This is a genomic window from Algivirga pacifica, assembly GCF_039543525.1.
Lineage (GTDB): Bacteria > Bacteroidota > Bacteroidia > Cytophagales > Flammeovirgaceae > Algivirga > Algivirga pacifica.
In genome coordinates this window covers 157,037-176,348 of the sequence record NZ_BAABJX010000022.1, presented here as the reverse complement: position 1 = coordinate 176,348, position 19,312 = coordinate 157,037, and the positions used below count along the sequence as shown (strand labels likewise).

The window sequence follows — 19,312 nt, the reverse complement described above, 5'->3', positions numbered from 1 at the left end:
ACTATAGAATAATATGCTTGAGCAGGTAGATAAAATTGCAGAGGATATAGCGGCAGCAACCGTAGAGACCAAAGAAGAGTTGGATCAGTTCCGTCTTCAATACATCAGTAAAAAAGGAATCATTGGTGGCCTTTTTGCCAAAATGAAAGAGGTTGCTCCGGAGGAGCGTAAAGCTTTTGGGCAACACATCAACAAACTGAAAGATGCCGCTCAAGAGAAGTTCAGAACTCTACAAGAGGAACTAGAGAACAAGGCCATGCAAAATATCGAGCATGAAGACCTTACCCTTCCTGGTATTCCTAATGAATTGGGATCAATTCACCCGATTACAAAAGTAAGAGAGGAAATCGTTCGTATTTTCGAGCGTATCGGTTTCAACATCTCTGAAGGACCTGAAATTGAGGATGACTGGCACAACTTCTCAGCCCTTAACTTCCCTCCAAATCACCCTGCCCGTGAAATGCAAGATACGTTCTTTATCGAGAAAGATCCGGATATTGCTTTACGTACGCACACTTCTTCTGTACAGGTACGTGTGATGGAAAACCAAGAGCCTCCGATCCGTACCCTTTCTCCAGGAAGAGTATACCGTAACGAGACGATCTCGGCAAGAGCACACTGTATGTTCCACCAGATTGAAGGCTTATACATCAATGAGAACGTAAGTTTCAAAGACCTACAAGATACTTTGTACTACTTTGCAAAGGAGTTCTTTGGACAAGATACCAAGATTCGTTTACGTCCTTCTTACTTCCCATTTACTGAGCCAAGTGCAGAGTTGGACATTAGCTGTTCAGTATGTGGTGGTGACGGATGTAACATCTGTAAGTACACCGGATGGGTAGAAATTGGAGGTTGTGGTATGGTAGATCCTAACGTACTGAAAGCTTCTGGTATTGACCCTGAAAAATATACAGGATTTGCCTTCGGTATGGGGGTAGAGCGTATGGCTCTATTGAAATACGGTATCAATGACTTGCGTCTATTCACAGAAAACGACGTTCGATTCTTAAGACAGTTCTCTGCAATATAACTCTCCTATAACCTACTATACATGTGGTTTAAACTATTCAGAGAATACTAAAATATAAATCTCGCAAAGCCTTTGGTCTACAAAATAATAGCTAATCCTATTACTTGAAGACTACTGCTTTTGCGAGATTTTTTATAGATACATCATTCACTTAATTCCTCTGTTTGAGACAAGTTTCTATAGCATACATCATTCCTTCACTTTTTACCCCATAGCCTATGCAACTAATAGAAGTTACTGAGAAAAAGCATATCAAAGAGTTTCTAGAGTTTCCTGTACGACTATACAAGGAAGACCCTAACTATATCCGCCCATTAAACCAAGATGTAGAAGCTGTCTTTGACCCTAAAAAGAATAAACTCTTCAAACAAGGAGGCAAGGCTATACGCTGGATATTAAAAAATGATCAAGGAGAAACTATTGGCAGGGTAGCGGCCTATCACAATCCCAAAACAGCTTACAAAACCAAAGATCTCCCCACAGGAGGTATGGGCTTTTTTGATTGTATCAATGATCAAGAAGCCGCAAACATCCTCTTTAATGCCTGTAAAAGCTGGCTACAAGAATTTGATATGGAAGCGATGGATGGCCCCATCAACTTCGGTGACCGTGATCGTTGGTGGGGGTGCCTGAAGGAAGGATTTACAGAGCCAAACTATTGTATGCATTACAACTTTCCTTACTATAATGACTTGTATGAGGCCTATGGTTTCAAGACTTACTTCAAGCAATTTACCTATTTGCGTAGAGTCAAAGAGAAAGTAGATGATGAACTTATTCGCAAAGGCACCAGCGTATATACGGACCCGGATTATACCTTTATCCATGCCCGAAAAAAGGATCTGGAGAAGTTTGCTATAGACTTTGCGACGATTTACAATAAAGCCTGGAAAGGACACCCAGGAGTACCTAGTATCTCAGAAAAAGCTGCTAAGAAAATTTTTGGCAGCCTAAAAATGGTCATGGATGAAGAGCTGGCCTGGTTCGGTTACTATAAGGGGGAGCCTGTTGCTTTCTACCTACAGATTCCTGAGATGAACCAAATCGTCAAGAAAATAAAAAGTGGCAACCTGAACTTATGGAATAAACTTCGCATGTTCTGGTATATCAAAACCAGAGCAAGTCGTAAGATTTTCGGCCTGGTGTTCGGTGTCATCCCTGAGCACCAAAAGAAAGGTGTAGAATGCGCTATTGTCATGGCTTATTCTGATTTCATCGTACAAACGATTGGTAAAAAGCATAACCCTGATCCCAAATTATACTTCGATGGGTATCATTACAAATCACTCGAAATGAACTGGATCGGAGACTTCAACCCTAAGATGATGCGTACCGTAGAATTGATCGGCGGAGAAATTTGTAAGGTGCACCTTACCTATCGTAAACTCTTCGATGAAAATCGCCCATTTGAACGAATGAAAATCATACAATAGTTAACAATGAGCAGTGAACAGTGAACAGTGAACAGTAAAAATCGTCATAACTGTTCATTGTCTATTGTACACTGCTCACTGCTAATTGTTCACTGCCCACTGTCTATGTCTACTCTTCACTGAAAAAAATTATGAGTAATAAAGAAATCGCAGCAATTCTAAAAACCGCTGCTTCCCTAATGGAAATTCACGGAGCAAATCCTTTCAAAGTAAAGGCGTATGCTTCTGCCGTATTTAATGTTGAAAAAGCCGAACAGCCTCTGGAAGGTGCTTCCAAGGAAGAATTGCAAAAACTCGGCTTCTCCAAAAGTGTTGCAGAGAAAATTGCTCAGATCAATGAAGAGGGTACTTTTGAGGAGTTAAAAGCACTCACAGAAGAAACCCCTGCCGGAGTAATGGATATCCTACAGATCAAAGGAATAGGAGGGAAGAAGATTGGAATGTTATGGAAAGAACTGGGTATTGAAAGTCTTCAAGCACTGGAAGAAGCTTGTCGGGCAAATAAAATACAAGCATTGAAAGGTTTTGGAGCCAAAACAGAACAGGCTATTCTGGATCAAATCCAATTCCTGAAAAAAAATGAGAGCAAGCTACATTTTTCAGATGCAAAAAATATCAGTGACACTTTAGTACAACACTTGGAGGAAAAAGGATTCAATATTTCCCCGACAGGACAGGTTCGAAGACAACTGGAAGTTATCGACAAAATGGAATGGGTATTAGGCTATTCTGATTTACCAAAGGTAAAAGAAGTACTCAAGGACATTCCTGACTTTGATTACGATGAAAAAGCTTCTGGTCCCTTGAACTGGAGAGGTGTCTTAACGGAACAACAACTTCCTATAGAATTCTACCTTTGTAAAGACGATGCCTTTGCGCAAACCTTACTGCTTACCTCTTCTGCTGGTATGCACTTAACCTTAAGTAATAAGGATGGTAAAACACTATCGGAGTTCAGTCGTAAGACAGTATTGGCAACGGAAGAGGAATACTATAAAGCGATGGAGCTTCCTTATTTTGAAGCTCCTTTGAGAGAAGGACTATTCGAAAGCGAATGGATAGAAAAAGGTGTCCCTCAGCTTGTACAAATGGAAGATTTAAAAGGAATTTTACACAATCACACGACCTATTCCGATGGTAAGCATACTCTTAGAGAGATGGCGGAGCACTGTAAGGCTTTAGGCTATCAATACCTAGGAATTACCGACCACTCCAAATCTGCTTTTTATGCTAATGGACTATCAGAAGAGAGAATATTAGAGCAACACCAGGAGATTGATGCCCTTAATCAAGAAATGAAAGACTTTACCATCTTCAAGGGTATTGAATCTGATATTTTGAATGATGGACAACTGGATTATAGCGATGAGGTATTGGCTTCCTTTGACTTTGTAATCGCCTCGGTACATTCCAACCTGAAAATGGACCAAAAGAAAGCGACCGAGCGTATTCTCAAAGCAGTAATCAACCCTTACACAACCATGTTAGGGCATCCTACCGGGAGACTTTTATTAAAAAGAGAAGGGTATCCTATAGACCATAAAGCGATTATTGATGCTTGTGCCACTCACAACGTAATCATTGAGATCAATGCGAATCCATGGCGACTAGACTTGGACTGGAGATGGGTAAAATACGCCTTGGACCAAGGAGTCAAAATCAGTATCAACCCTGATGCCCACAAGATGGAAGGATACGATGATATGCAGTATGGATTGTATGTAGGGCAAAAGGCTGGCCTCACTAAAGAGATGACTTTTAATGCGATGAATGCTATAGAAGTAAATACCTTTTTTGAAGATCGAAAAAAGAACATTAAATAATGACTTCTCAAAAAGCGATCGTCAATAAAGAATATCTACTTAAAAAATTTCCGGGTAAAGGAGGGTGGACCTACGCCGAAATTCCTGAAATCTCCCAAGATAAAAGTAATCCTTTTGGATGGGTAAGAGTCCGAGGATTTATTGATGATTATGAACTAAAGCAATATAAGCTCATGCCTATGGGAGAAGGAAAACTCTTTTTGCCTGTGAAAGCTGCTATCAGAAAGAATATCAAAAAAGAAGCGGGGGATATCGTTAGTATTCAACTCTTTTTGGATGAAACCCCGTTTCTACTACCTGAAGAAATTAAGGAGTGCTTATTAAACGAGCCTCCTTCAATTTATGAAACCTTTCTATCTTTTACGGAAGGCGAGCAAAAAGCCTATATTGATTGGATTTACGATGCTAAAATGGAGGATACCAAGGTCTCCCGTATTGTAGAAATGATCAACCGGTTAGAGAAGGGACTCAAATATTATGATAAATAAAGGTAAAAAGTAAGAGGTATAAGGTAAAAATGAGACCTTACTACATGACAAACTATTGAATTAATAATCTACTTTTATATATCTCAACTAATTTTATTTTTTTATATGAAAAAGCTCATTACACTATTTTTTGTACTTTTTGCTTTCAGTACTGTATCCAATGCCCAGTATTCTGTTTGGAAACACCAATACAACGCTGCTGAATATATTCCACAATATGGAGATCGTTATGATCCTACTATTGCAGGAGTTGCATCCTTTTTAGCACCTGGTTTAGGGCAGATTGTTGCTGGAGAAACAGGAAGGGGACTGGGATTCTTTGGTGGATTTGTAGGTTCCTACGTCGTTATGAGTGTAGGTGCTGTACAGTTGGTCGAAAGCGTTGATGAGTATGGGAATACTGATGGTTCTGGTGCTGGACTAATGCTTTTAGGACTTGCCGGAGCAGCGACTACTTATATTTGGTCTATTTTTGATGCAGTAAAAGTCGCTAAAATCAATAACATGGCACTAAGGGATAAATATAAGACAGGTCAGATCAATGTGACAATAAATCCTTATGTCGGCTTAAATCAACCAACTTACCGAGAGGGAGTTCCTTTGGGAGCTACTTTAGGCATTCGTTTCTAAAAAATAAGAGCGACTGTAAAAGTCGCTCTTATTTTTTTATACTTATTTTCAATAGGCCGGCGACCACAAGAGTCGCCCTTACTTTTTACTTTTACCGCTAATCTGCGAGCGACCACGAGAGTCGCCCTTACCACTCTTCATTATCAGCATAAAGAAGAAAGTCAGAAACATTCCTGCAATAAAAAATCGTATCGATTGGTCATAAGACAAATACATGGCATCCATTGTACGAATAGCTTCCTTTTGGTCTTCAAAAGCAATCATATTTTCCTGAAATTGCTCTTCTTCCAATTGTCCACTGTCTTTGGCTTCTTTCATTGCCCTCTCAGAAGAGGCTATCAATTCTAAGGATTGCTCCCTGTGTATTCCAATTACTTTTTGCTCCTGATCCAATACTCCTGTCCATACAAACAGTAATAATCCTAAGAACACAGTGCCCACAGTGTTCAGAATCATCCCGAAAAGAATCGCAACTTGTGGACGAAGAACTCCTGCATTCTGTCGATCTCGGAAATACCACATCCCTACAGCAATACACATCCCATAGAAACCGAGATACATCATTTGGTATCTGCCAAAAGGGTTATTTCCCAATACATTTAGCGTAAACATGTATAGGAAACAGACCAAAGCTGACAATAAGCCAAATAAAACGGCCGTCTTTAATAAATACTTTCTCATAATATACTAGTTTAAAAAGTGCTGTCGAGATTACTCCACATTCAATACAACACTCCCTTTATTGATGATACCTACAGGTTTCCCTTTCAATGTTTTTCCAACAAAAGCTGTGTTGTCAGAATAAGACTTAATATCCTCTCTAGTGACCGTCCACTCTTCCTCCTCTGAGAAAATGGTTAGAATAGCTTCCGCTCCTTCTTCGATAGAAGTAGCTTCTTGTTTCAATATACCTCTAGGACCTGTTGTTAGCTTTTCAATCACTGTAGCAGTACTTACCTCCTCTGGCTTTCTACTCATAATCGCTGCAAAAGCCGTTTCTAAACCTAACATTCCAAAGTCAGCTAAATCAAACTCCAGATTCTTTGACTCTTCGTCTTGAGGTACGTGATTGGAAGAAATAGCATCAATCACTCCTTCCTGAATTCCTTCCCATAATCTTTGTCGGTCAGTCTGCCCTCTAAAAGGAGGTTTTACCTTCAGGTTTGTATCAAAAGATGCCAAATCTTCATCTGTAAAGAAAAGATGCGCGGCACTTACATCACAAGTTACCTGCAGTCCTTCAGCCTTAGCTTCTTTAATTAAGTCTACCGATTTTGCTGATGAAATATTTGTCAAATGCAACCTTCCACCCGTGTAAGCCAGAATCGCCAACGATCGCTGAACGGCAATCTCTTCAGCCAATGTTGGAATACCTCTCGTTCCCATTAAGGTACTGCTAATTCCTTCATTCATATGACCATTTTCAGTCATCGTTTGCTCTTCCGGTTGATCGATAATACAACCATCAAACCCTTGTGCGTATAGTAAGGCTCTTTTCAATACGCCCATATGCCAATTTGAATTGACTCCATCCGTAAATGCTACAGCTCCAGCATGGTGTAGATCCGTCATCTCCGTCATTTCTTCCCCTTTACAATCCTTGGTCAAAGCGGCCAAAACATGGAAATCTACAGGTAAGAAACGAGACATATCCTTGACGTACACTACCGACTCCTTGGTTTGCAAAGCTGGCTTGGTATTCGGTAAGACAGCTATATCCGTGAATCCTCCTGCCACTGCAGACGCACTGATCGAAGCAATTGTATCTTTATGTTCAAAACCTGGGTCCGTTAGTTTTGTTCTTAGGTCAAACCATCCTTCAGATACCGATAAGTGGCTAGCCTCTATACTATGCTCTGCCGCTACTTCTTCTTGTGTAATGGCTGCAATCACTCCATCCTTAATCAGTAAGTTTACATGTTGCCCATTAAAAGAAGACGATGGGCTCACTACTTTTATTCCTTTGAATAATATTTCATTCATGGCTGTGCGGTATGGTTATTTTTTAAAGAACATTCATTCGTACAAAAGTAATGGAGTAGGGGGAGTTATCAAAAGACTAACCCACTGTATTCATTCATCTATTCAATAATAATCGTACAAAAAAAAACAGGTCTTAGACCTGTTTAAATAAACGATAAATAGTAATATCTCCTTCCCGTTCTACCTGTATATGATCCATAATTTTCTTTACTAGAATCAGTCCCATACCGCCATTCTGACGATTGGATACTACTTCATTGATAGGGGGGGCATTATAGGAGGATATGTCAAAACGATCTCCTCTATCTTTAATCTCTATCAGTATGCCAGCCTTCTCTTTATCAGTGCTCACTTTCACCTCAATAGCATCCTGCTCATTACAATGACTCGAATGTATAATACGGTTTGCGCATACCTCGTCTACCGCAAGGACAATCAAGCTCACCAATTCTGTAGGAAGTTGTTGTTGCTTCTTCAAAGTGTTGGTCACAAACCTTCTCAATAATCCAAGGTTGGCAACATTACACTTTACCTTTTTACTATATATCTTAGGATGTACTTTTTGCCTCATACTCATCGGATACAATTTTTAGTAGCTGATCCAATCCTAATATTTCAAAAACGGTGCTTACACTATCTTTTAAACCAAAGAGCACTAAAGAAGTTCCTTGTTGCTCCATCTCCTCTATACGGGATGTAAAAAGACCTATACCTGGAGAAGAAATATAATCCAAAGAAGAGCAATCAATAAGGATAGCAGTAAACTGCCCCTCAATACTTTCTTGTAAAACATTATCCAACTCCAATGCTGAGCTGGCATCCAGTTCTCCTGAGAGACGGATAATCTGTTTGTCTCCTTGCTCTTCTACAGTAATCTTTATATTGGACATATACGTAATTGATTAATGGTTAGTTACAATATTTTGGATGAAGGAAAATAATCTTCCAATATAATATTTACAACAACCCCTATTCCTTTTAATGGTATGTCGAGGTACCTACGTGGAGGGCGACCACATGGATCGCCCCTACCTTTTACCTTTTACCTCAAAAACGAATAATAATCAATGTAAAATCATCCGTTAACTTCTGGTCTCCCGAGAAATGTCTTACTTCCTCCAATAGGCCTTCTGCCATCTCTTTAACCGGTAGTGTATAATGAGATTGAATATATTCACGAAGCCTATCATAGCCAAACAACTCCTTATCTTGCCGTCTCGCTTCCACAATACCATCTGTATAAAGAACAATCAAGTCACCTGAATAATAGGGTATACTCTCCGTACTAATATATTTTTGGAAAGAATCATTACGAATGATACCTAATCCTAATCCTTTTTGCTGAAGGTAAAACGCTCGTTGCTCTTCTTTAGAAAAGTACAATGTTGGGCAATGTCCTGCTCTCACTTGTTCCAACTGCCTTTGTTCCGTATCTATTTCCATATAGGTAGCTGTAACAAAAGCTTTTTTCTCTAAACAGTTTTTTAAGGCTTTATTCGCATATGTCATCACTTCCATAGGTGACAGCTCCATATTCATTAAAGACTGAAATATCCCTTTTAGCTGTGCCATATGAAAAGAGGCCTGTATCCCTTTTCCGGCAACATCAGCAATCATAATGGAGAACTTATTCCCTTCCTGTTGATGGGAATCATAATAATCTCCTCCTACTTCTATGGCCGGTTCAGAAATCGCCGCAATTTCCAAAGATTGCTCAATAGCCCATCGCTTAGGCATTAGGCGTTCCTGCACTTTCCGGGCGATCTCCAACTGCTGTTTCCACACCTCACTCTCTACAGTCAAAGACATCAGTTCAAGGTTTGATATGGCTATCCCTGCCTGATTTACATAAGTGAGGACACTCTTTTCCATCATCTTATCATAGGCATTGTGTAGACTGCTCAAAAGTACCAGATGCTCTTCTCTTCCTGATATTCTAACAATTAAGATCGAGTAATATTTCATCTTTCGACCTCTACCAAAGTAGGGATTATAATGTACCCTTCTAGCAGTACTTGTTTCCTTAATGATCGTATTATACTTCATCATGAAGTGTACAGCCTCTTCCTTTGTAATTCCATCGACAATCAAGGGTTGTTCTTCTCTTTGTATCCATCCCAATTGAGAATTTGTGATACTTCCGGCTGCTTGCAATAACACCTTGTAGATCTCATACTCATTTTTTCCTTGTTTGATCGTACTACTTAGTTCCTGAAAGATGGATATCTCCTGTAGTTTTTTATCAAATTCCGATGAAGTCGGTAGATTAAAAATCACAAATAAACCTGCGACAACGCCATAGATAAATGTAAAAGTAAACAAGGCTATTATGAATATGCTTTGGAGTAACCCTTCTACTCCATATAAATTCATTGACAAGTAGTTGTCTATAGTTGTAAAAAAGTAAATCAGAGAAATCAGAATAAAGAACAGTTGCAGTAAAGTGGCTAGCTTTTGATTGAAATTTAACAATGGTATCCACTTTACATTAATGCTTAAAGACAATATCCATATGGCTAAAAACACGTACCCAAAATGAAACGATAAACTAGGCTTTGTATCACTGAAAAAATGAGATGCTAAAAATATCGCTATCAATACCTCAAAGCAAATCCAACTATATTGCACAAAACGTCCTTTTCCATATAGTATGAGTCGCTTCCAAGCCACAAACACCGTAACCAGATAGACAATCATGGCCCCGTATTCTACATAAAAAAAACTTCCATACCAGAAAGGATGAACACTCCAACGCGCTTCTTCAAAAAAATACATGAAGAAGTTGACCATCACCGATAGGAAAGCCGTAATAAAAGCGACCACAAATAGTGTCCAAAAAATATGAGAAAAGTCCAACTCTTTTTTCTTCAGCTCAATAGAACTAAAAATATATATCCCAGCTACAAAAAGGAATAAGCACACCCCTTTGAAGTAAGCTGGTAGAGGTGCTAAAGTAGGTGTCACAAAATCAGCATACTGCTCACGCAAACCTATTCCCAATAATAAAATCCATCCTATAGCAGCCATGACTATAGATACCTTTCTAACAGCTCCCACTGATATAGCCTCCGTATCCAAAAATATGCGCTCCCTCATGTATCTAATCAACTCTTTTATAGATTGTTACTGATAATGTATTGAATCTACTGATTAATCTATTAAAAAATCATAATAGTAATATTTTATTATTTCATTCATTGAGAGTCTCAAAAAATTAAAATATCTTGTCATACTTGTAATTCATCGGGATAAGAGGAAACCATTCGACTACAATCAGTATCATTCTTTTGGGCGAAAAATTTTCGTCTTACTAAAGCATCTCTCATAAGCAGATTTGAGACAACACAACACATGACCTCCCCCAACCCGATATTTTTTTATAACGCTACTAAATACGTTGGCATTGAAGCACGCGATTATCAATAAACATATATACCATTTGTTATGGATAGGGCTATGTTTAGGTCTATTCTCAACAAATGCTTATGCTCAGAATGACTCGACCATTTATGAGAACTATATTTCCGAAAGCGATATAGACAGTGCCAACTATGTCATTATTCAAGACATTATCCTGGAAGGGAATAAAATAACTAAAGAACGTATCATCACGAGGGAGTTAGATATCAAGGCAGGAGATAGTCTATCCTTGTCTCAATTGGAAGAAGTCTTTAGTTCAGAAAAAAATAAGCTTATCAACACTAATCTATTCGAGACAGTTAATATCACTTACAGTATCGAAAAATCCACCTATATCATCATTACTATCACAATGAAAGAACGATGGTATACCTGGCCTATCCCTATTTTTGAATTAGCCGATCGCAGTTTATCAGAATGGATTAATAACCGTGGAGCAGACTTCAGTCGTGTGCGGTATGGTATTCACTTCAAGAGAGACAACTTTAGGGGAGTCAAAGAAACCTTGGACTTATTAATTAGAGGAGGTTTTTCCACATTGGTTTCCCTCAAATACAATATCCCTTTTGTTGATAAGCAACAGAAAACCAGTTTAAGCTTTGCAGTCAGCTACTCTGATACTAAAAACTTAGCTTATGGATCTGTCAATAATAAATTTGTTGAAGTTAATCTAGAGGATGAAATCGTTGCTAAAAAATTTGCCTTTAGTACCTCTATGGGCAAGCGCATTGGATTTTACGATTATCATGGCATAGGTGGGGGATTTTACTATACCCAAATCGCTGATACAGTGGTTACATTAAACCCTGAATATCTTTTGGGGGGAAGACACGACCAACAATATTTCAGTCTCTATTATACTTATGTTAAGGATATGAGAGATATCAGAGCTTATCCTTTAGATGGCTATTATTTGAGAGGTAACTTCATCAAATATGGTCTTGGCATTTTTGACGATCTAAATAGCTTTATGATTAGTGCTGACTATTTCAAATATACACCAATAGGAAAAGGTTTTTTTCACGAAATCGGTATGGTAGGAATGCTCTCTTATCCAGCCTTACAACCTTATGCACTCTCCAGAGCCTTGGGCTATGGAACAAAAACTATTAGAGGATATGACAATTATGTAGTCGAAGGACAGCATTTAGGAATTATGAAAAATACGGTGAGGTTTCGTTTACTCGATCGGGAATTCGAGCTAGCCAATACGAAGTATTTCAGTAAAATTCCTTTAGGGATATATATCAAGGGATTCGGAGATATGGGGTACATACATTCTTCCGTAGTGGAGGAACAAAATCAACGTCTCACCAATGATCTTCTGATTGGGTGGGGAGCTGGAATAGATGTGATCACTTTTTACAATAGTTCACTAAAACTCAATTACTCCTTCAATAAACATGACCAGATAGGAAGGTTCTATATTTCTATTGCTTCTTCTATCTAATGCCCGATCAAAAAACAAGAGAAGGCTAACAAGACTATTCCTTACAGGTCATACAGAAAGAAAGGATAAGAAAGCTCAATACCTTTCTTATCCCATATTGCACTGACAGTTTTCCAGACAGCTCAATATTTTTGTTACATCTTTTTCCTTCAAAGAATAAAAAATATTCTTTCCTTCTCTTTTGGAAGATAAGATACCCTTTAGACGCATATTTGATAAATGGTGGGATGTCAATGATTGCTCACAATCCAATATAGAGCATATTTCTCCTACAGACATTTTCTCATGAGCTCCCAAAATCTCTATAATTCTCAAGCGCATAGGGTGAGCAATTGTTTTAAGAATAAACGCTGCCTTTTCTATTTTCTCTGACTCCAATACCATATTTTCCATCTTGCTTTATTTTAATAATTCCTTTGGGGAACTTCTGTTGGGTAGAACTACATTACGAATAACGTAATTTTGCACAAAAACATTTCAATAAAAGAACATATATTCATATATATTAAAATACATGAATAATACTTCTTTCATTATTCTGTTTCGTATTTTACTTTAACTCCATGATAGTACTCCTGCACCTCATAATCTTTTCTTAGGGGATAACCTTCCCAGTCGGCCGGCAAAAGGATACGACGCATATCAGGATGTCCTTCAAAATTAATTCCAAGAAGGTCATACGTTTCTCTCTCCAACCAATTAGCAGCTTTCCAGATTCCAGTAAGGGATGGCACTTCAGCTAATCCTTCCTGAGGTCTATCCAACATTACCTTTAACCTTAAACTTATTCCATAAGGTATAGAATATAGCTCGTACAAGACCTCCATACTTTCTTTGTCAGGACCATTATCAATTCCTGTCACACAAGAAAGCATATCAAAATAAAGTTGCTCATGTTCGTGTAACAATCGTGCTACAGACAATAAGTGATCTTTGGGAACGAGAAGTGCCGATTGTATTCCCTCTTCCACGACCGTTTCTACAGAAAGCTCTTGCTGTATAATATTTTGTATTTCTATGGTTGTCATTGCTTAATGCTAAAAATCACTACTTATTATAGTACTATACATCCAGTAAAGCCTCTACCGCCTTTGGAGCCATAAGGGTTTCTCCTTTAATTTTTTCCTGTAATTTAATAATTCCTCCTATTAATGCCTCTGGACGAGGAGGACACCCTGGAACATAAACATCTACTGGAATAATACGATCTACACCTTTTACCACATGGTACCCATGCTCCCAATATGGCCCTCCACAGTTAGAGCAACTTCCCATGGAAATCACATAACGAGGCTCTGACATCTGCTCATACAAACGACGCACACGGTCTGCCATTTTGAAGGTTACTGTTCCTGAGATAATGATCACATCAGACTGTCTCGGAGATGCCCTTGGAAATACTCCTATACGGTCAAGGTCATATCCTGTTGCCATACTACCCATCATCTCAATGGCACAGCATGCCAAACCAAATCCCATAGGCCATAAGGAGGACAATCTTGCCCAGTTAATCAAATCATCAACGGTTGTTACCACCATGCCTCCGTGGCTGAACTTTTGATCCAGTAACCCTCCCATTTTGCTACTTGTTAGAATAATGTTAAAAACAAAAAGACTATCTCATGACTTCATTAAAAATAATGATCATTCAAGCATATACTATTTGTATATGTTTAAGGAGAAAGGATAAAGAAATGAATACCTTATACATAAGTATTTTTCCTTTATCCTTCCTCCTTTATCCTTTTGGAGAATGATATCAGTTATGAGATATATCTCATTATATGAATAAGTTTTATTATGAAACGACTAAGTGATTTAAAGGTTTCCCTTTATTTCCTCTAGCATTTCTTTTCCTCCGTCTTCCAGTACCATTTTAGCCACAGTTCTTCCTAACTCCTCTGCTTGTTCCTTTGAGCCTTTCTGCTCATAACGGATTACTCTACTACCATCCAATGCTGTCAATCCACCTGTTATGGTAATCTCATCTCCATCTAGATTTGCTAAAGCAAATGCAGGAATACTACATCCTCCTTGCAATTCCTTCAAGAAACCTCTCTCCGCGAGTAAACGATATTCTGTTGGACCGTGATTCAAGGCTTTACGAATAACCTTTTCAACCTCGGCATCCATATTGACGCTCGCCTCAATCGCTACAGACCCTTGTCCAGCAGCTGGAGTAAATTCATCTAAAGGAAAATGATGTACAATTTTATCATCATACTCCATACGATGCACCCCTGCATAAGCCAAAACCAATCCATCACCTAGGCCAGCCTCTAACTTAGCCATGCGTGTCTGAAGGTTTCCTCGAACATCTACTGTTTTAATATTAGGATAATAATGCTTGAGCATAGCCACTCTTCTCACCGAAGAAGTCGCCAATACTAAAGAGGTTTCCTTATCTATCTTAAGGTCGGGGTTGGTACTAACGACCACATCATTAACAGTTTCTCTTTCTGTAAAGGCAATCAGTTTAAATTCATCTCCCAAGGAAGCCTGCATATCCTTTGCACTATGTACAGCAATATCCACCTCTCCCTTACGTAACTGTTCCTCTAGTTCTTCTGTAAATACGCCTTTACTACCAATTTTTGATAAAGCCTTGTTCAGGATTTTGTCTCCTTTGGTCTCTATGATAACCTGTTCGGTTTTCAAACCATGTGCTTCCAGTAGCTCCGCCACGTAATCTGCTTGCCACAGCGCCAATTTGCTTCCTCTTGTGGCGATTCGTATCGTTTTATCCAAGACTTTCTGTGATTTAGACTATAAATATTTGCTGAGTATATCCCAGTAACTTACATAAGTAATCAATTGATAACAAATATCTCAATTCAGCGAAAGGTTTACAACCATCATTTAAATATATTTATAGTCGAATAAGCAAGTATATTGTTATGATTTTTCAAGGATGTTATATTTGCTTATCCGTATTGTCAATATAAAGAAAACGAAAAATGAAACTAAAGCATTTTAACTTAACAATAGGAACCCAAATCATGAAGGCATTTAGTGAAGAACCCAGATCACGGATCATGCACTTGCTGTATAAAAATCAGGAAATGTGTATTTCCGATATTGAGCTCGTGCTGGATTTTACACAAACCAAAACCTCCAGACATCTTATCTACCTAAAAAACTCAGGATTGGTATCCTCTAAAAAAGTAGATCAATGGACATTTTACTCTATTAAGGAAGAATTATTGGGCTTTGTAGAAACCATCTACAAATATATGGAACGCGACCTACAACTATTGAGTGATCAAGAAACCTACGAAACACTTTACAGCAACAGAGAACTTGCCATCAATAAAATTGAAGCGAGAAAGTGGCGTAAAGACTATATTTAAGATTAGTTCCATTATTAACACAAAAATACAACTTTCTGATTTACAGAAAAATATAACTACATATATTTATATTTATCATCTATGAAGAAGCTAACCACTGAAGAACTCAACCGTATCAGTCCAGAAGAGTTTAAAGAGAAAAGTAAGCACCCTGTCGTTATTGTCTTGGATAACATCAGAAGTCTTAACAATGTAGGATCAGCATTTAGGACTGCTGATGCCTTTATGGTTGACAAATTATATCTGTGTGGTATCACAGGAACACCTCCACATCGAGATATTCAAAAAACGGCACTTGGAGCACAAGAGACAGTAGAGTGGAAACATTATCCTTCGACATTGGAAGCCTTAGAGGAACTTAAAAAAGAAGGATATAAATTAATAGCAGTGGAGCAAACATCTGGAAGCACTATGCTACAGGACTTTCAATGTGACAAGGAGGAGAAAATTGCCCTCGTATTTGGTAACGAGGCATTTGGCGTAGATGATCAGGTTATTGAAGCTGTGGATATGGCACTCGAAATTCCACAATTTGGGACAAAGCATTCCCTAAATATTTCTGTGACTATTGGTATTGTATTGTGGCAGTATCTACAAGGGGTCTTGTAATATTTATCACAACCACTCCATAAAATATGATGAAAGAAAAACATGAGTCATCCCATATTAACATTTAAGGGGTGATTCATGTTTTTTTGTTTAAAAAGTGCCTTTATATTTTTAAAAACGGCCTTGATTTTTTTGCTTCGTTTTTTCATCAAGGAAAAAATGAAGAAGCTCATAAAGGGCTTGTGAGGTAGCTGTAAAGTGATGAATTCTCAGGAAACTAAGTCATACTCATGTTCCAAAATACTTATCTCTGCCACTCTACGGTATTCATCATCTCCATCATATCCTGTTTGATAAACTCAACCACAGGCTTGAGCGAATCTCCCTCTACCGTAAAAGGAAAGTATAGTGCTGCTCTAAAAAAGTGATTGGCAGAATCTGTCACATAAAATTGAAAAGGGCTAGGAACTTCTCCCTCCAAAATAAACATCATACCTATATTCCCACTCTTTGTCTTTAAGCGATATTCTTGTATTCCTTCGGCTCTGACCTGATGTTTATAGGTAAGTACATTAGAAGTGTTTGAGAAGGATACTAAAGAATCAAAATTAGGAATAGGCTTATAGGATATGTCAATGGTAGCTTCCCAGTCTGGGTAGTATAGCTCCATCCAATAAGGCTCTGTATATTGCCCTGTATCAGGTTTTGCTTGAGCGTACTGCGAATACTTAAAGGTGTAAGGGTAATCAGTAAATTCTCTAGTTTCCTCTAATTTCTGATAAGAGGCTTGAGGAAGTTCGACTCTTGGATAACCTCTCTCTTTAGGAAAAAAAGGATCTTCATTTTTTTGACAAGCTCCAATGAGCAAAGCAATACTAATAACAAGCAATATATTTCTCATAGTCTATAAAAAAGCATAGAGGTTTCCCATCGTTCTGTGAAAAGTGAAAATCCTTCAAAATATACTTTGCCAAGTTGAAAGAAAAAGGATGAAGAAGAAATACTGCTATATTATAATCCTACATCCTTTCCCTTTTATCCGCTTGAAAATTTCACCTAACAGTTATGAGATAACCTCTATGCTGTAATTCAAATGAAAAAACGAGTAATTTATATCGTATGATTAAGCACGATCTCCGTCCACTGTATTCCAATCAAATACAACTTCTACACGCTTAATCCTTTTTCTATCTACTGCCTTCACTTTAAAGAGCATTCCCTCTAAGGTAACTTGTTCGTTAGCATTAGGCATTTTACGAAAAAGCTCTAATAACAAGCCTCCCAAGGACTCACTTTCACCACTTAATTGATCAATCAATGCCGGATTAGCTTCTGTGATCTTACAAAAATCATTTAAGGATGTTTTTCCATCAAAGATAAACGTATGTTCATTCAGTTGTTTATAACCTAGTTCCTCTTTGATATCAAACTCATCATTAATTTCTCCTACAATTTCTTCAATAATATCTTCCAGTGTAATCAATCCTGTAGTCCCTCCATACTCATCCACAATAATAGCTATATGTACGCGCTTATTCTGAAAGTCTCTTAACAATTCATCGATCTTCTTATTTTCAGGAACAAAGAACGTGTCTTCACGTACCTTATCTTGCCACTGAAAAGTCTCCTGTTCTTCAATATGAGGTAACAGGTCCTTGATATAAAGAATACCGACAATATTATCAATCGATTCTGTGTAGACAGGGATTCTCGAAAAACCACTTTTGTTGATACGATCCATCACCTGATGAAAGTCCATAGAAGTATCTACAGCTTCTATATCCATACGGGACTGCATAATTTGTCTTACAGTCGTAGAACCAAAGTTGACAATCCCTTTAAGGATATCTTCAGCATTAATGGTCTCTTCGGCTGCCGTAACAATCTCTACGGCATCATTCAGTTCATTAACTGATACCTCTATTCCTTTCTTCTTTAAACGTTTCTCTACGAAATCTCCCATGTGCGTTAACGCAAAAGCAAAAGGCGATAAGAAAGAAACAGAAAATGAAAGCAGGCCGGACACTTGTTTAGCAAATGATAGATTGCGATGAGAAGCATATACCTTAGGAACGATCTCTCCAAAAAATACTACGGCTGCTGTGACTACCACAGTCAGAATAAAAAATAAAATAGGGTCGTCTTTCTCCATATTCATGGAAGCCGCCATTTTCCAGGAGGCATAAGTAGAAAGTGTGACAATCCCTACATTGACCAGATTGTTCAAGATAAGTACAGTCGCTAAAAGTTTCTTAGGTTTTTCAAGCAAATGAAACACCTTTAGCTCTGTAGGATCTTCGCTATTTTTAAAAGTCTTGATTTGCTCTGCTGTTAATGAAAAGTAGGCTACCTCTGATCCAGAGATAATCCCAGAAAACAATAACAGAACGAGTGTCATCAGTATGGTTGTGTATGGCAATTCAGCCATTAAAGAAGTCAACAAGATCCACTGTTGACTCGGATCACCATCAATTGTTTCAGCCAAGGTTTTGTGAAATTTGATTCAACATAAGAACCAGAAAGGGCTAACTTTCTGGTTCCAAATTATTAATTAGAACGGTAGATCGTCATCTGCCTCATCTTCAGAAGCATCTACGGATACCGTTTGTTTATTCTCTACAGTAGAGGAAGCTGGAGGTACAGGCTTTGTCGCCGGAGTACTCGTATTTGCTGCCGATGATGCTGCCGGAGCTGAAGCTCCACTCATAAAATCAGTATTTCCTCCTGATGCTGCATCACTTCTGCTATCCAGCATATTCATATCACGAGCCACTATCTCAGTGATATAACGTGTTACTCCATCTTTTTCATAAGAGCGGGTAGTAAGTTTTCCTTCAATATATACCTTACTTCCTTTTCTAAGGTATTGTTCCGCTACAGATGCCAATCCTCTCCATAACACAATATTGTGCCATTCCGTTTGTGACTGTCGTTGTCCCTCGCGGTCAGTGTAGTTTTCTGTAGTTGCCATCGTAAAGGTGGCTACCTTTACGCCTGTATCCAAGGTTCTTACCTCTGGGTCTTTTCCTAGGTTTCCAATCAGGATTACTTTATTTACTCCGTTTGCCATAATATTTTATAATTTCTTGATGGTTGAATATGTTAAAGGAGATACCCAGAAATATCCTTTTTTTTCTTCATTATTTCTAATCT

The 19,312-nt window shown here is 38.2% G+C and carries 20 protein-coding genes; 8 read left to right on the top strand and 12 right to left on the bottom strand.

The genetic code is table 11. The features are described 5' to 3' along the window. Window positions 1-13: 13 nt before the first annotated feature. The 5 genes from pheS to ABD985_RS07655 all read left to right on the top strand — a co-directional run bounded on the left by pheS (window position 14) and on the right by ABD985_RS07655 (window position 5,407). A complete protein-coding gene (gene pheS / locus ABD985_RS07675; protein ID WP_345370620.1) occupies window positions 14-1,033 on the top strand; it encodes a phenylalanine--tRNA ligase subunit alpha in 1,020 nt (339 codons plus the stop codon). Between the two features lie 218 nt (window positions 1,034-1,251). Further along, entirely contained in the window at window positions 1,252-2,466 is a 1,215-nt protein-coding gene (locus ABD985_RS07670) for a hypothetical protein (RefSeq protein ID WP_345370619.1), read from the top strand. Window positions 2,467-2,597: 131 nt separating this feature from the next. Then, complete coding sequence (gene polX, locus ABD985_RS07665; protein WP_345370618.1) at window positions 2,598-4,289, top strand: DNA polymerase/3'-5' exonuclease PolX; 1,692 nt, start codon at window positions 2,598-2,600, stop codon at window positions 4,287-4,289. Beyond that, window positions 4,289-4,777, top strand: a complete 489-nt coding sequence (locus tag ABD985_RS07660) for a DUF1905 domain-containing protein (RefSeq protein WP_345370616.1) — start codon at window positions 4,289-4,291, stop codon at window positions 4,775-4,777. Before polX ends, ABD985_RS07660 begins: the two co-directional genes overlap by 1 nt. 105 nt (window positions 4,778-4,882) lie before the next feature. Continuing rightward, window positions 4,883-5,407 (top strand): hypothetical protein, encoded by a 525-nt coding sequence (locus tag ABD985_RS07655; RefSeq protein ID WP_345370614.1) that lies wholly within the window; start codon window positions 4,883-4,885, stop codon window positions 5,405-5,407. A gap of 78 nt (window positions 5,408-5,485) precedes the next feature. On the opposite strand, the gene ABD985_RS07650 is transcribed toward ABD985_RS07655, so the two are convergent. The 5 genes from ABD985_RS07650 to ABD985_RS07630 all read right to left on the bottom strand — a co-directional run bounded on the left by ABD985_RS07650 (window position 5,486) and on the right by ABD985_RS07630 (window position 10,486). Beyond that, complete coding sequence (locus tag ABD985_RS07650; RefSeq protein WP_345370612.1) at window positions 5,486-6,088, bottom strand: DUF4199 domain-containing protein; 603 nt, start codon at window positions 6,086-6,088, stop codon at window positions 5,486-5,488. A 30-nt stretch (window positions 6,089-6,118) separates the two neighbouring features. Next, window positions 6,119-7,390 carry a dihydroorotase gene (locus ABD985_RS07645; protein ID WP_345370610.1) on the bottom strand — a complete coding sequence of 424 codons (1,272 nt, stop codon included), beginning with the start codon at window positions 7,388-7,390 and terminating at the stop codon, window positions 6,119-6,121. Between the two features lie 133 nt (window positions 7,391-7,523). Next, window positions 7,524-7,967, bottom strand: coding sequence for an ATP-binding protein (locus ABD985_RS07640; protein ID WP_345370607.1), 444 nt, complete (start codon window positions 7,965-7,967; stop codon window positions 7,524-7,526). Continuing rightward, the gene (locus tag ABD985_RS07635; protein ID WP_345370605.1) at window positions 7,939-8,280 is read right to left on the bottom strand and encodes an STAS domain-containing protein; all 342 of its coding nucleotides are present in this window, start codon (window positions 8,278-8,280) and stop codon (window positions 7,939-7,941) included. The genes ABD985_RS07640 and ABD985_RS07635 overlap by 29 nt, the downstream gene beginning before the upstream one ends. A gap of 157 nt (window positions 8,281-8,437) precedes the next feature. Continuing rightward, window positions 8,438-10,486, bottom strand: coding sequence for a SpoIIE family protein phosphatase (locus tag ABD985_RS07630; protein WP_345370603.1), 2,049 nt, complete (start codon window positions 10,484-10,486; stop codon window positions 8,438-8,440). A 301-nt stretch (window positions 10,487-10,787) separates the two neighbouring features. Here ABD985_RS07630 and ABD985_RS07625 point away from each other — a divergent pair, with 301 nt between their 5' ends. Then, the gene (locus ABD985_RS07625; protein ID WP_345370601.1) at window positions 10,788-12,260 is read left to right on the top strand and encodes a BamA/TamA family outer membrane protein; all 1,473 of its coding nucleotides are present in this window, start codon (window positions 10,788-10,790) and stop codon (window positions 12,258-12,260) included. Between the two features lie 87 nt (window positions 12,261-12,347). On the opposite strand, the gene ABD985_RS07620 is transcribed toward ABD985_RS07625, so the two are convergent. From ABD985_RS07620 to hemC, 4 genes are all read right to left on the bottom strand, one after another. Next, on the bottom strand, window positions 12,348-12,653 hold the full coding sequence (locus ABD985_RS07620) for an ArsR/SmtB family transcription factor (RefSeq protein WP_345370599.1): 306 nt from the start codon (window positions 12,651-12,653) through the stop codon (window positions 12,348-12,350). Between the two features lie 140 nt (window positions 12,654-12,793). After that, window positions 12,794-13,288, bottom strand: a complete 495-nt coding sequence (locus tag ABD985_RS07615; protein WP_345370598.1) for an NADH-quinone oxidoreductase subunit C — start codon at window positions 13,286-13,288, stop codon at window positions 12,794-12,796. Window positions 13,289-13,322: 34 nt separating this feature from the next. Continuing rightward, window positions 13,323-13,838, bottom strand: coding sequence for an NADH-quinone oxidoreductase subunit NuoB (gene nuoB, locus ABD985_RS07610; protein WP_345370596.1), 516 nt, complete (start codon window positions 13,836-13,838; stop codon window positions 13,323-13,325). Between the two features lie 240 nt (window positions 13,839-14,078). Then, window positions 14,079-15,008 carry a hydroxymethylbilane synthase gene (gene hemC / locus ABD985_RS07605; protein ID WP_345370595.1) on the bottom strand — a complete coding sequence of 310 codons (930 nt, stop codon included), beginning with the start codon at window positions 15,006-15,008 and terminating at the stop codon, window positions 14,079-14,081. Window positions 15,009-15,217: 209 nt separating this feature from the next. Between hemC and ABD985_RS07600 the strand changes: the two genes are divergently transcribed. Then, a complete protein-coding gene (locus tag ABD985_RS07600; RefSeq protein WP_345370594.1) occupies window positions 15,218-15,610 on the top strand; it encodes an ArsR/SmtB family transcription factor in 393 nt (130 codons plus the stop codon). A gap of 81 nt (window positions 15,611-15,691) precedes the next feature. Further along, on the top strand, window positions 15,692-16,219 hold the full coding sequence (locus ABD985_RS07595; RefSeq protein ID WP_345370593.1) for an RNA methyltransferase: 528 nt from the start codon (window positions 15,692-15,694) through the stop codon (window positions 16,217-16,219). A 244-nt stretch (window positions 16,220-16,463) separates the two neighbouring features. On the opposite strand, the gene gldD is transcribed toward ABD985_RS07595, so the two are convergent. From gldD to ABD985_RS07580, 3 genes are all read right to left on the bottom strand, one after another. Then, window positions 16,464-17,060 carry a gliding motility lipoprotein GldD gene (gldD, locus tag ABD985_RS07590; RefSeq protein WP_345370591.1) on the bottom strand — a complete coding sequence of 199 codons (597 nt, stop codon included), beginning with the start codon at window positions 17,058-17,060 and terminating at the stop codon, window positions 16,464-16,466. A gap of 222 nt (window positions 17,061-17,282) precedes the next feature. Next, window positions 17,283-18,644, bottom strand: coding sequence for a gliding motility-associated protein GldE (gldE, locus tag ABD985_RS07585; protein ID WP_345370589.1), 1,362 nt, complete (start codon window positions 18,642-18,644; stop codon window positions 17,283-17,285). A gap of 66 nt (window positions 18,645-18,710) precedes the next feature. Then, the gene (locus ABD985_RS07580) at window positions 18,711-19,229 is read right to left on the bottom strand and encodes a single-stranded DNA-binding protein (protein WP_345370587.1); all 519 of its coding nucleotides are present in this window, start codon (window positions 19,227-19,229) and stop codon (window positions 18,711-18,713) included. Window positions 19,230-19,312 lie beyond the last annotated feature (83 nt).